The organism is Bradyrhizobium sp. 172, assembly GCF_023101065.1.
Classification (GTDB): Bacteria; Pseudomonadota; Alphaproteobacteria; order Rhizobiales; family Xanthobacteraceae; genus Bradyrhizobium; species Bradyrhizobium canariense_D.
Map to the genome: position 1 here is coordinate 6,912,240 of NZ_CP064701.1, position 13,265 is coordinate 6,925,504.

A 13,265-nucleotide genomic window follows, 5' to 3' on the forward strand; every position below is an offset into this window, starting at 1 on the left:
CTCCTTAACGCAGACCGAAGAGGCGGGAAGTCAGGCAGAAGGCCGAGTTCACCACTCCACATCATGATCGGTTTCCAGGATAACCATTTCGGCGCTCGGGATCATGACGTGAACTGACCTGCTTTGGCCCGTCGACTTGCGCTTGACGGCGATCTCAGATTTCCAATTCAACCATTTGAACCAAGGGGCGATGAACCAGACTAGTGCGACCAGCTGCAGCACAACATTCATACTGAACGCCGTCTGATACGCGATTGAGGGGTAGTGTCCGTCCTTTACCGGCCATTGCTCGAGAATTAACCCCGTCCCGTACTGGACGAGGAAAGCCCACCCGAAATGCAGAACGTTGAGCACGCCGTTTGCGCGCGCGATCAGTTGGGCCGGAAAGTAATCTCCGATGATCGCGTAGCTGAGGACGATTGCTGATCCGACCACCGCCACAACGATCCACGACGGTAGCGACGGGAATGGCGGATGCAATATCAGCGCGAGTTCGGCTGCAATGAACACAGCAGCTACGATTGAGAGCAACGTTTCAATGTTCTTGCCATGCCGGCGCAGTGAATCGGCGACCACGCTGAGCAGCAATGCGCCAATGCTTAGGGCTATCGCCATTGCGAGCAATCGAGTGACAAGGCTTGTTCGATCCAACCCTTCCACATCGCTCAGCCAGGACGCTGCCCACAAGGACTGCAGGGCCCACGCGGACCCGATACATGTTGAAGAAATCGGCGCAATTCTCCAGAACCGCCCATCCGTATAGACGGTCTTCAGGCTGACTGTCCCTGGAGGGCTCTTCGCAGTTGCCTCATGCTCTGGAACCAAAAAATAGATCGAAGCGGCCGCGGAGGCGCTGGATGCGGCAAGCACCTCAAATAGACCGCGCCAGCCTATCCAGTTAAGCAATGCCTCGGCTGGTGCGGTTGCCGTTACCGCGCCCAGTGCACCCAGCATGATCATACAGCCGTTGATGAGCGCCACGCGCTCTCTCGGAAACCAGAGCACGACTGTTTTCAGGCCAGACATGAGGGAAGCTGCGGTACCTAATGCTATCATCGCGCGAGCAATCAGAAGCGACAGAAATCCATTCGATAGTCCGAAAAGCGCAGCGCCTGCGGCAGCCAGCAGCAAGAGCGCACCCTGGACTCGGCGCGGACCGAAGCGATCCAAGAGCATGCCCATCGGAATCTGGCTGCCGGTAAGGACTAGAAAGTAGATCGAGCCCAACAGCCCCAAATCGGCCGTACCAAGCCCCAATTCAGAGGCGAGGCGGTCACAAATGAGCGTGTTGATCATCCGAAACAGGTAGGAAAGATAACATCCCGCTGCAAAGGGAAGGAACACGCAAGAGATGATCCGCCAGCTCCAACCCCGGTTGACCGGCTTCTCGCCTGATCTCAGCCCAGCGGCATCGCTGCGCGTGTCGCTCAAAACGCGGCCACTGGCTTTAACACAAGGCGTTTGGCAGCTGTCGAAAGTGGATATTGCTGCCGCCCTCCTCGGCGACAGCACCCGCGTTTGAGTTTTCACCTACGACGGCCACGCAGTGGGTTTCTTCTTCAACTGGCGCTCGTGGAACGGCGCGTGACGCTCCGCCGCCCAATTCAGGCCCGGATCGGCTGGAACTTCCCGAGCTATCAATTGCCTCCTGCAGCAAGGGCCGGCCAAACCGTACGCGACGATCGACCTGCTCGGCAAAAGCCTTGAAGCGCTCGAGGCCCAGTACGCAGGCCTCGTCCTGCTTGGATGGCGGCATCGGCGGGGTCAGCGTGAGGTGGTATCGCACATGGAGAGCCACTGTTTCCGCGATCACCGCAATGTCCGTCCGCAGACTGAGCACCTGCTTATTCGTTCGCTCGATCGCCTCGTAAACCAGGCCCTCTATACGCGGCGCCGGATCCAGGAAGCGCTCAAGTGCCGCCTCGACGACGACGCTCTTGCCCATACCAGGGCGGTCAGTCGCGGCTTCGAGTCGCTGGAAAATGCACTCAGAAAGTTGAATTGTTATCTTTCTGGTCTGCTGAGCTTCGCTTGGACTCGGCTGCGCGTCCACCTCAGCTTCATTCCGACTTGAGCTCGGTTCTTCCCGGCGCCCGCCGCTAATCTGCATACTCCAGCTTCCTTCTTTCTGCGACCGCACACCGCCTGCGCTTGCTCGCGCGTGGTCTGGATGTTTGGTCGAAACAGATGAATCGCCCTGCGATGACGCACGACAAAAGGGCCGAGACCGCATGCCGCTTCAACCGCGGGGACATTCTGGTCGCAGCCTGGCGTACCGAAAGAAAGAAAGGGCGGATTCCTAAAGACCAGCGCCAGACGTCGTAGCCTCTTGTGCCTCTAGACAGCAGGTCGCCGATAGACGCGCGATTTCGGGGACGGTGCGTGCACCCTTACGTCAAATCGACAAAGTTGCCGATCCAAAACGAGGCGCAGGCGCAATCTAGATGCGCCCTCGCGCCCTCGAGGTCGCGAACGACCCGCGCGGACGCACCGGCCTTATTCCCTGTGCGGTGATGCGCCTCGTAAGAAGCGCACCAGCTCATGCGGCGACCAAATACACCCGCGCCTCGCCCGATTTCCGGCATGCATCACCAGCGTGCGATAGGACTTACACCCGTTCGCGTGCCGCACGTCGAGCCCGTCCTACGGCTGTTCAAACGTATCAGCAGGCCCGGTGCGACCACTCACCTGTCAGGAGGCCTCAGGGGAACTGTCGGTCCCGCTGGCAGGCGGGTGGATCGCGCAGCGGGTCCCCCTCGTTATGGCTACAGACGTAGCGCTCGTTGTGCCGGTCCTCGCCAGCCACGCGATTCATGGGTCCGCCGCACCCCGGGCGTCGCTTCCGGATCGATGGAGGACTGAAATGTGAATTGCCCCTGCCGACGGCGAGCTTACTTGCGCCAAATCGGCTGCTACAGCCTCGTTGCAGAACATTCTGCGAAAGGCCCCCCTGTTCGCCCGCCCGATGTACTTAAGTGCAAATCCTGGTGGCGTTGAGTGAGGGCACATCATGGATGTCGAGTTCTACAGGAGCTTTGCAGAGCGGGCCCACGATGGCTGATCAGGCCGATCCGTTCACGCGAAAGCGGCTTCTGGTGCTGGCCGAGAAATACGATGCTAAGCTGGGGAAACCTTCGCCGGCCAGCCGCAATCTTCAACGCACGCTGCCGCTGCACCGCACCGTGCCAGCCGTAAGCACCATTTCTGATGGTGCCGAAGCTTGAGGAAGAGCGCCGGCCGCGAGGGCGACTGCGACGCCTGCAGCGGCAGCAAGCATCACCCCTCTAAGGCGCTGGATTTTCCAGGGATGGTACGCGAACTACGCCGGAAAGGATGCGCACCCAAACCGGAGTGAGCATGCCGGATGGCACCCGTCGACTGCCCTCACCGCACTTCAGAAGCACTGTGGTCACAGCTTGCCGGTGGAGGCATTCACCAAATGGACCGAGGAGCATGCCGGCCAAACGACCGGTAGATGAGTATCGGGACCGATCTGCTCCAGTCCCGTCAGCAGTTGCTGCACGTTCATGCCCGTCTGCGCGGGCACCTGAAAAGTACTGATTGCTCCATCCCGCCAGCATAGGCCTGGATACTGCGCCCTGAAAGTGCGGTTGTTTACTGAGAGCGTGCCAGCGCCGCAGAGCACCGTGCGGCGGCAGTTATGAATTTTCATCGCATCTGGAGGCCGGGTCCAGGACACAGCTTTTCGTACTCTTTGGCCCATTTCTCGAGCCGCGGGCTGGATCCGGATCGTTGAGCGCAACCGTGGGCACCTTCTCGGCGAGTAATCTGGTTTTTGTCGTCCTCCATAAAATTCCTAACCCGAATGGGCGCTCGTGTTGCGCAGGATTGCCGTTGCATGGAGATCACATAGCTTGAGTGCGCGTTCACCTTCAGACGCCAGCTTCCCCGGCGGGGATCGCCTGGACCTGATCTGTCCGCCGTTTGGCCACTCGGAAAGACCTGCCGTGACGAGCCGTCTCGAGCTGACGATGTAGGCTCCCAACATGAGCGGGTCCTCATTGAGGCAACATCCAGATCTCAAGGCGGGGCGCGGCAAGGATGGGCGCGGCGGTCAGCGTAACTTTTCGAACACCTGAAGCGAACTTGCCGCTGCAGTGACCGGGTGCGCTGTAGGCTGAAGGTCATTGGCGAGGCTCCGCAGCTAGTCATTTCTCCAATAGAGAACCGGTCTGGATCATGCCAAGCGGCCCGCATGGCCCTGCTGCAAACAAGCTCTTTCTCTTTGCGCACGTGACTCTCGGGCGATTACCTGATCTCCGGCCGTTCGGGTCGAAGCGGGGATGCGCCATCTCCGGCTCGGGCGGGGAGGACCAAAAAATGTCAAGAGGCGTCCGCAGCACGGTCCTCGCGATGAAGGCCGGCAGTCGCCACGCTCCTCGGAGGAATAGTCCGTTCATGGACATGCGAAGAAGGTGTTCGGTCGATCAGGAGGCTGATCAGTTCAGGGCGACTGTAGTGACCGCTTGCATCCATCACTCTCTTGCGCCCGTCGATTTCGATGAAGTCGAGATCGGCAATCACCTCTCCTTCACCTTCCTTCAGGGGCTCGCCTATCAATTGACCATCGGGGGCAACGATAGCCGTGAAGCAACCGCCGGAAATCGGGGCGATAGCAGCGCCCGTGTCATTGGCAATTTGGGCTTGTTGGTCGGCGTTGAGCCATGCGGTTGCGCTGACGACGAAGCAGGCCGATTCAAGGGCATGCTGTCGGGTGCTCACTTCCGTTTGCTGGGAGAAAAGAGGGCCGAAGATTGAGCCGGGGTACATCGCGGAGTGGATCTGCTCGCCATCGGCAATCAAGGCGTATCTTGCCAGCGGGAGATAATGTTCCCAGCACGCAAGCTGGCCGATCCGGCCAACGGCGCTGTCTACGGCGCGAAGGCCGGCACCGTCGCCTTGGCCCCAGACCATCCGCTCATGATAGGTGGGGGTGATCTTGCGGCGACGCTGGATCAGCGTGCCGTCCGCATCGAACAGGAGCTGAGTGTTATAGATCGATCCTCCGTCCCGCTCATTGGCGCCGACCGAAACGACCATTTGGGCGTCCTTGGCCGCATCACCGATCGCATGCGTCTCCGCAGAGGGTACCGTAAGGGACTGCTCAAGCAGCCTCTGATGCTCCTTGGCAAGCGTGAAGGGCGGCTGTACGAACGAGAAATACGGGTAGTAGGGAATGATGGTCTCGGGAAACGTGGCGAAACGCACCCCCTTTTTGCCCAATTCGCGAATCTTTCTGGTGATCTTCTCGACTGTCCCCTCTCGGCTGTACAACACGGGGCTGATCTGTACGGCGGCTGCCTTAATGATTTTTCTCATTCTGTTCTCTGCACATTGTGAGTATCCGCGTTGCACTGCAACTGGTGTAGAGGATGACGGATAACTCTCACGGGGGCTCTTCGAGCCCATGGGGGCTTGTTGGGCTCAAGGCTGTGTGCGTCTGCCATCGACAGCCACGTCGATGCCGGTGATGTAGGATGCGTCGCCCAAAGCGAGGAAGCTCACGCGCCGCGATCTTCCGTGGCTTACCGAAGTGTTTCGCGGCTATCTGCTCCAGCGGGACCGTTCCGCGGTCTTGCACGCTGGTCTCGAAAATGCCGATGTTTCTAAACAGCGGACTTTCGGTGACGCCCGAGCTCTCGGCGTTTATCCGAGCGCTTCGGCGGATCAGTTGGGTGCCAAGGGCTCGCGTCAAGTGGCACAGTTCGGCCTTGGATGCCGACACAACCGATGTTCCCGCGATTCCGACCTGATTGGACGAAGAAGCCGTGAAGACGATCTCGCTCGGGTTGCGCGCGAGAGGCAGCGCCTTGTGAGTATTGAAATAGAATCCGGGGAAATTGACGAAGACGTCAACGCTCTGCTGAGCTGTTTGCGCGAGCGAGCCGAGTTTCGCGATTTCGGCATTGGCATCGAAATGGGCTATAACAGTTTCGCGCTTTCCTCCGAGGCGGGATAGCCGGCGCGAAAAATAGCCGAGCCTCGCTGTCGGGATAGCTTCGCGATTCCCTGCAGGACTTTGGCTCATGACGCGTTTTCCGCATCACTTGGCTTATGCATTGACGGATAGGGCTTTCTGCCCACTGTGTCGGTAGTCGCGTCGGCAACTGCCGTAGTCAAATGATGCGCCATCATGTAGTACGTGGTGAAGTGGCCGCTCTTGCTCGCGATCTTACCGTTCTTGCGAGTGACGCTGCCCTTCTCACGTTTGGTAATCAGCTTCATCTTGCACCGCTTCGCGATCAGGGGCATCGGGACAAGCTTCCATCCTGTGGCCTTGCGCAACTCTGCTTGCGTAACGCCGTCTTGTCGCGAGGCCAGCGAGCTGATCAGATTGATCTTGGTGTGAGGATGCTTGGCCATCATCGCCATCCGGCGGGATTGGGTCTCATTCAACGGCTCCAAGCCAATGTGCTTCTCCAGTTGTCCTTCCATCGAAAGTGGACGATGTAGTTCCATTCCTCTAGAATTGTGGAAACATATTGCAGGCGGTCTCAGGGGTTTGCCTCATTGCAATCTGACGTAAACGGATAACGTTACACCAGTTTGCTGAAGTTTGGGGCAGTGCAAGTTCTCGCATTTTCGACAGGATTTCGCAGACTAAGACCGTGCAAGGTGGATTGCTAACACAGAGGCCCTGCGATGCAATCCGCAAAAACTGGTAGGCCAACTTTTGAGAAGAGCTTCCGGAACTCTGGAGAGGCTTCCGCTTGCTCAAGCAAGCAGCGTTACCCCATCGAGCGGCAGCTCGAATGCAGGCCGTACCTCGTCTCAACTCGCTTCAGATTTCAGCATTCATTCATGCGGCCTCCCAGCCCTCAGATATCTGCCGTCGGTCCCGATCTAAGGCGCTCGGTCCGTTCGATTTGGCCCTGTCGTTATCGGGTCCTCGTGATAACGAACCTTGGTGGCACGCAGCGGGTGGAGGCCCGACACCATCACAATCGCCTCTTTCGATGAGAGCTGCATGACTTCGCCAGGCGTCAGGAGAGGACAGGACGTTTCTTGGCGGCTCACCATCAAGTGTCCAAGCCAGGGGGCTTATGCGATGCCCGGCATAGTTTTTCATGGCGCGCAGTTCGGTCGCGGTCCCCAGCGCATCCGAGACGCGCTTAGCGGTGCGCTCGTCATTGTGGAGACGGCTATCCGGATGTGACCATTGTCGAGGCCGCGTGGTTCGGTCCATAGGCGCGTTCTACCTGGTTCAAGCTCTGAGTGATCAGGAAACTGCGAATGCCATAGCCGGCCATGAAGGCAAGCTGGCTCTCGAACAAATCGAGGCGGCCCAGAGCTGCATGACTCGTGGAGCATCAGGAGGAGCTTTTGACGGCGCCGGTCGGGATCCAGGCTCTCGGTCAGGCGCCGTCCGATCTGATTGAGGATGAGCCACATCAGGAATTTTGTGTGGACGATGTCGGATGGCGGCACGACGAGATAGAGTGAAACGGGCTGCGGTTTGTCGACGAGATCGAGAATGCGCCAATCGCTCCGCGCGGTGACCTTAGCAACGACCGGATCGCGATAAAGGCCCAAGAAGCTCATTGTGGTCGACAGCACGCCCGACCGCTCGTTCTCGCTCTTGTTGAGCAGCTCTCGCGCTGCTGAAGCGACGACGGGATGAACGCGATCACCAAGTTGAGCCCCGGCAAGTGTCTTGTCAGCTTCAGCGTAGAGGACATGCAGGATAGCGCCGACGAGCAGAGAATGGCTGGTTTTTCCCAATGGTTGCGGCGCTCGAGCGCCCCTTCGGGATCAACCAGGATATGCAGACATTTTGCGCTTCTCGTACTTCCCAAGTTGTAGGCGGCGCTTGCCGTGTTTGTCGGTCGAATAAGATTACATCTCCAAGGCGCGCGCGCCATCCCGAGGTCAACTGGAAATTCTCGCGCTTGATTTCGTGGACGATCACCGAACGCGGCCACTCCCGCTCGAGCGAAGGCGACCAGGGCACAAGCTGAAAGCCGAGGCCGTTCTCGATCATCGCGAAGCGTGCGGACGCCACTGACAGACGTCCACGATAATCCCCTCAGATCTGCTCACCTACATCAGATGATAAGTGCGGAAGCCCCGCTTGCTCCATGAGCCGTCGTGTAACGACGTCGAGTTCGCGGTCGCGGAGGCTTTCGATCACGTTGCGGCTTAGCCGGACCTTGTTGCCATCGCGCCGGGCGGGTCCTTGGTCGGCCAAAACATCGATGCGCCGTTCAAGTGCGCACGGACCTCGGCGCCAAACGCAATGGCGCGAGAGCTCGGCAGGATCTCGCGCGACGAGCTGCCGGTCTAGCCACGTTGCTCGATCCGCCGCGACCTGCTGGTCCAGAAAGAGCTCCGAGCGAACCTGCGAGCGCAATCCGTGTTCGACCACGGGTGTCCGCAAACCGGCGCAGTTCCACGATCCCACCGATCGGCCCATCGCCGGCCGCCTCGACAGCAGGAAGCTTCACGTGATGCACACGCCCGTCAATCCCGTCGACAAACGGCAAAGGCTGTGCCCTTCATCAAGCCCGCGCCCGATGAGACGGCCAACGATTGGTTCGCCATGAGTTTCGCCCTCCGGTGCCCAGGATACGGGGGTGCGGCTGGCGCCGTCCCGCGTGAGGGCTTTGTGCAGCCGCTTGATGATGTCACCGCGCTCGCCCAGCGCGCGCAACCTCGTCTCCGCATCGGGGGCCAGAACCCGGACGGCGGGGCCCGCAGGTTCCGCCAAACCGCGCCGCGCGAGCGTCCGCATGCGCCCGATCCGCTTTCCCGCAATGGATCGCGCCCGGCATCCCGCTCGGACCTCAAATTGATAACGCCGTCCGCCGTCCCCGCTTCCCGGGCAAGCGTCCGATCGAGTGTGGTCCAGCGTTCGGCTGTCGTGTCCGCCTCAAGGCTCTGGCGAGTCTCGAGCTCCGAACGAGGGCCAAGTTCGCGCATGACAAGGTCGCTGGCGCCGGCGCGCAAGCCCATAGCGATATAACCGGGACTGATGACGAGGTCGCATCATCAGGCGAGACAATGAACCTAAAATGATGGCGGTCACCCTCGCAACGCGTGACGAAGGCGCAACCGTCCGCATCATCCGCCTCGGCGTCGAATAGTTTGCCCTGAGCGCCGTCTCGTGTGACTCCGTCGCGCTGCAGGTAACCGATATGGGCGCGCAACGCGCCCGGCGAACGCATCCGCCGCACCACCCGCGCCTTGACCATAGCACCGCGGCCGCTGGCGTTGAGAAGCCGTGCCGCAGCGATGCTCGCGGCGCGGACGCGTCCAAACTTTCCGCCATGGCCATCCTTGCCTCGCGAGAGGCCGCCGGCCTTCTGAGCGGCTGTGAGTACCTGCGCCACAAACGGCTTTGTCCGGGGCGCGCGCGTGGAGCGGATACGGCCGGGACGGATCCGAAGATCATCCTCGCGCGTCATTCCGGCCGCCGCAAGGCATCGAAAGCCGTGTAAGAACAGCGCCTTGGGGAAAGCTGAACTTTGCTCCGAGTCGCCGCAATGTTTAGTCGATCATTGAAATCCATACACTTTCTCTCACAACCGACCGGCCGCACCTTGCGGCTTTTATCCTGCCGTCTTAATCGGTCGTGTCGTCTGTCTGACCTCAGCCATTCTCGCTTCCTTTCTCGCTTGCGACAAGCCTCTCTGATCCACGCCATGACACAATCCACGCCATGACACGATGCGCCGCGAGGCTTGCGAGTCCTGATGCGCCGTGCAGTCTTCCGCGCTCAGCGACGGCACAGTGTCGCTGCAGCAAGGCAGCGCGGACGCCGTCGCGGCGCATCTTTCCATCGGTGTGACGGAGCCACATCACAGGCAATCCGGCGCGATCGGTCGGCATCCGAAGATGCATCGTCGCAGGCAAGATAACGTGCGTTCCGTCGTGTTGGTGCTGCACCAGTCCTCATCCGCCGGCGGCGGAGCTCCGTGTTCAGGTCGCGGCCATCACCGCGTCGTTGCCAGGTTGCAGGATCACGCGCCTCATGCGTAGGGCCCGAGCAATTTGCGCTGCTTAGCTGTTGTTTCGGCATGCATCTCCGCCGCCGAGGCGTCCGGATCGCCGCAGTAGAACGTGCCGCTGGTCCACATCGCATGCATGATCACAGCGAGCTTGCGCGCTACCGCCACCGTCGCCTTGCGGTGCGAGGAGCGCTTGGCCAGCGCCAGCCCCCACGCCTTGACCTTGTCTTTTTTCTTGTAGCGAGTCAGCAAAGCGCTGGCCGCCTCGTACAGCGCCCGCCGCACGTCACCGTCGCCCGCCTTGCTGATCCGGCCCTTGACGTCGATAGACGAGCCGGACTGCCAGCGCCGCGAGGTCAGGCCAAAATAGGCCGCCACGTCGCGCGAGCGCCTGAAGCGCGAGGGATCGTCGACCGCGGTCATAAAGCTCAGCGCCGCGATCGGGCCGACGCCAGGAATCTGCATGAAGCGCCGGCACAGCTCATGGCCGGCGACCAGGCGAACCACCAGGTCGTGCAGCCGGCAGTACTCCTTCCACAGCGCCGCGCGCGCATTCAGCATGGCGTCGATCAGCTCGCTGACAAGCGCATCGTGGGCCACCGCCTCGCGCACGACTTGCGCAAAGCCGCCGCGCCCGACCCGGTTCAGCCGGATGCCAAACACTTTCAGCGAGTGCCGGATCGCATTCTCGAGGTCCCCAAACTTGCGCTTCAGATTGCGCCGGTGCGTCAACAACAGCCGCAGCCGGTAGCAGGCCTCGCTCTTGATATGGGCGCGCCGGAACCAGCCGGTGCGCATGATGTGGGCAATCCCGAGCGCATCTGCCCGGTCGGTCTTGTTGCGCTGCGCCTTCAGCGCCGCGCGAACATGCAAAGTCTCCAGGCAGACCGCCGGCAGGCCCAGCCTGAGCAGCTCCAGATGCAGCCAGGGCGACAGCGATCCCGCCTCATGACCAAGGCGTCGCAAGCGGCCAAGATAGGGCGTCAGCGCCACCTTGATCGCGTCCGGATCGGTCACCACCGCCGTCTCCAGCATCACCTTGCCGGTCGCGTCCACCACGCAGATCGCCGTCTCGTCCATGCCGATGTCCAAACCACAGAAGAATTCCATCACACGCCTCCCGCGTTGCTGAGCCGGTGCAGTGTGCGCAATATTCATCGCGCAGACCATCTGCTCCGCCGCCGCAAGTTCTGCAGGAGACCGATTACGGGCGGCCATCCTGCTGTCGTCCCTGCCCACTGCGTTCGCCTTTCCGCCCATTCATCTCCGACGTACGGCACTGAATGCCAGCTTGCGCATTCGATCATCGCGAGCCTCCTGCATCAGATCTCGCGACGAACAACCCTGTTGCCTGTGGCACGATGGCCGAAATGTCGTGAACGGAGGCCGCCGTCGGAGCCCGATTTGACGAGCGCCCGAGCAGCAGCGGGTCAGCGGTGTTCGAACTTTCAGATCGCACAACAAAGAGCGCCGCTGCTGGTGGCCGCAGACTCTGCACCAGAAGCTGCGGTGTCGCTACCGATGACAGGCACAAGCTTCTGCAAATAGGCCAGGGTCTCAGCCGGCAATGGACGACCGGCGAGATGTTCTTCGTAGCGACCAGGTCCGGCGTTGTAGGCCGCAAGGAAGCCCGGTGAGCCGTACCGATCGTGCAGTTCCCGAAGGTACGCGGTCCCCGCAAGAATGTTATCGCGAGGATCATAGGGATCATTGCCGAGGTCGTACCGCAGACGTAGCTCTGCCCACGTGTCGGGCATGATCTGCATCAGCCCCATGGCGCATTTCGATGACTTGGCACGGACGCCTCCGGCGCTTTCGACGTCCATGACTGTGCGTATCCAACGCTCCGGCACGCCGAAGCGTCGTGAGGCCTGCTTGACGAAATCCAAAAGTGGATCGCCAATTGCATACCCTGCTGTGGGGTCCGCGGGTCGCGTCTCGGCGACAGCAGGAACGTTGCTCACGGTCAGCGCAGCGAACAACCATGCGACAGCGAGCAGGCTCCTCTCGAACAAACGCAAGCCTGCCGCCGTGCTCGCGCCCGTCCAGGGTAAAGCCGCTTCGCGCCGGCCTTTCGGCCGCCCTGGACCGCCGCTGCGCGCGTCGGCCTTGCAAGCTTTGGTCGGGACATGGGGTAATCGCGGAGAACACTCATTGCTAGGCTCTCCGCACTGATTCCCCGTCGAAGGAGCAATGCAATGCACCCAATGGCTCTTATGTTGGTCTTGATGTGTCGCTTGAAGAAACCAAAGCTTGCGTTGTCGACGAAACCGGTCAAACGCTCTGGCGAGGATGTTGTGCATCGACGCCAGACGAAATCGAGAAACTTGTCTGCAAGCACGCGCCAAATGCTATGCGGGTCGGCCTCGAGACCGGAATGCTTTCCGTGTGGCTCTTCCACGAACTTAAGAAGCGCCGAGTGCCAATTATCTGCATCGATGCCCGTCATGCCAAGGCAGCGTTGTCGCTCCAGATTAACAAAACTGATGCCAACGACGCGCAAGGGATCGCACAGGTCGTTCGCGTTGGCTGGTACCGGCAAGTGCTGGTCAAGAGTATGGATACCTACGCAATCCGCGCGATGATCAGCGCACGCGCCCAGCTCGTCAGCACGGCCTTGAAGATCAAGAATACGGTCCGCGGACTGCTGAAGACATTCGGTTTGATCCTCAAGATCGGAAGTCAGCGGCGATACATCCAAATTGCCCGGTCGGCGATCCAGGACAATCCGGTGCTGTTGACCATTGTCGAACCAATGTTGATTGCTCTTGGTACCCTGCAGGAGCAAATCGCAGTCTTCGACCGCGCGCTTTGCCGGCGGGCATCGGCCGATCCGATCGCCAAGCGTCTCATGACTGCCCCTGGCGTCGGCGTAATTGTTGCGCTTTCGTACATAGGCGCGGTCGAAGATCCACACCGGTTCAAGCGCTCGCGAACCGTCGCTGCATATCTCGGGCTTACTCCTCGGAGATTCCAGTCGGGTGAAACCGACAGGGCTGGAGCTATCTCGCGTGCTGGCGACCCAGCTATGCGAACCTTGCTTTACGAGGCTGCTTGCGTCGTGCTGCGCCGCTGCTCTCGACCCTCTCCACTCCAGGAATGGGGACGCGCATTGATCGAACGATTGGGTAGCAAACGGGCAATGGTCGCAGTTGCGAGGAAACTGGCGGTCATCCTGCATCACATGTGGCGTGACGGGACGCCATTCCAGTGGGGTGCCCGCGCCGCGATCGCCTAGCAGGTACAAACAACATGGAGATCCGCTGTCAGCGATGGCGGTGAGAGGTCCCTGCCGGG

At 60.5% G+C, this 13,265-nt stretch carries 8 protein-coding genes and 4 pseudogenes; 2 read left to right on the plus strand and 10 right to left on the minus strand.

What is annotated here, in order from left to right:
* Positions 1-48: 48 nt before the first annotated feature.
* Together IVB07_RS32860 and IVB07_RS32865 are read right to left on the minus strand one after the other, a co-directional pair.
* Positions 49-1,344 (minus strand): MFS transporter, encoded by a 1,296-nt coding sequence (locus tag IVB07_RS32860; protein WP_256470644.1) that lies wholly within the window; start codon positions 1,342-1,344, stop codon positions 49-51.
* Between the two features lie 103 nt (positions 1,345-1,447).
* Positions 1,448-2,110 (minus strand): hypothetical protein, encoded by a 663-nt coding sequence (locus IVB07_RS32865; protein ID WP_247405676.1) that lies wholly within the window; start codon positions 2,108-2,110, stop codon positions 1,448-1,450.
* A 943-nt stretch (positions 2,111-3,053) separates the two neighbouring features.
* Here IVB07_RS32865 and IVB07_RS32870 point away from each other — a divergent pair.
* Positions 3,054-3,224, plus strand: coding sequence for a hypothetical protein (locus IVB07_RS32870; RefSeq protein ID WP_247289281.1), 171 nt, complete (start codon positions 3,054-3,056; stop codon positions 3,222-3,224).
* A 1,120-nt stretch (positions 3,225-4,344) separates the two neighbouring features.
* Here the strand turns inward: IVB07_RS32870 and IVB07_RS32875 are convergent.
* The 8 genes and pseudogenes from IVB07_RS32875 to IVB07_RS32910 all read right to left on the minus strand — a co-directional run bounded on the left by IVB07_RS32875 (position 4,345) and on the right by IVB07_RS32910 (position 11,983).
* Positions 4,345-5,340 (minus strand): nitrilase-related carbon-nitrogen hydrolase, encoded by a 996-nt coding sequence (locus tag IVB07_RS32875; protein WP_247289279.1) that lies wholly within the window; start codon positions 5,338-5,340, stop codon positions 4,345-4,347.
* Positions 5,341-5,407: 67 nt separating this feature from the next.
* Positions 5,408-6,049: an SDR family oxidoreductase gene (locus tag IVB07_RS32880; protein ID WP_247767317.1), complete on the minus strand. Its 642-nt coding sequence runs from the start codon at positions 6,047-6,049 to the stop codon at positions 5,408-5,410.
* The gene (locus IVB07_RS32885; protein ID WP_247296862.1) at positions 6,046-6,480 is read right to left on the minus strand and encodes a hypothetical protein; all 435 of its coding nucleotides are present in this window, start codon (positions 6,478-6,480) and stop codon (positions 6,046-6,048) included. The genes IVB07_RS32880 and IVB07_RS32885 overlap by 4 nt, the downstream gene beginning before the upstream one ends.
* A gap of 426 nt (positions 6,481-6,906) precedes the next feature.
* A pseudogene (locus IVB07_RS32890) lies at positions 6,907-7,960 on the minus strand (type IV secretory system conjugative DNA transfer family protein); the annotation flags it as partial.
* 24 nt (positions 7,961-7,984) lie between these two features.
* Positions 7,985-8,434, minus strand: a pseudogene (locus IVB07_RS32895) (DUF3363 domain-containing protein); the annotation flags it as partial.
* Positions 8,435-8,461: 27 nt separating this feature from the next.
* A complete protein-coding gene (locus IVB07_RS32900; RefSeq protein WP_247405667.1) occupies positions 8,462-8,752 on the minus strand; it encodes a DUF3363 domain-containing protein in 291 nt (96 codons plus the stop codon).
* Between the two features lie 1,237 nt (positions 8,753-9,989).
* The gene (locus IVB07_RS32905) at positions 9,990-11,078 is read right to left on the minus strand and encodes an IS110 family transposase (RefSeq protein ID WP_247767329.1); all 1,089 of its coding nucleotides are present in this window, start codon (positions 11,076-11,078) and stop codon (positions 9,990-9,992) included.
* A 193-nt stretch (positions 11,079-11,271) separates the two neighbouring features.
* Positions 11,272-11,983, minus strand: a pseudogene (locus IVB07_RS32910) (lytic transglycosylase domain-containing protein).
* 212 nt (positions 11,984-12,195) lie between these two features.
* On the opposite strand from IVB07_RS32910, the pseudogene IVB07_RS32915 reads away from it, so the two are divergent.
* A pseudogene (locus IVB07_RS32915) lies at positions 12,196-13,206 on the plus strand (IS110 family transposase); the annotation flags it as partial.
* Positions 13,207-13,265: the final 59 nt, after the last annotated feature.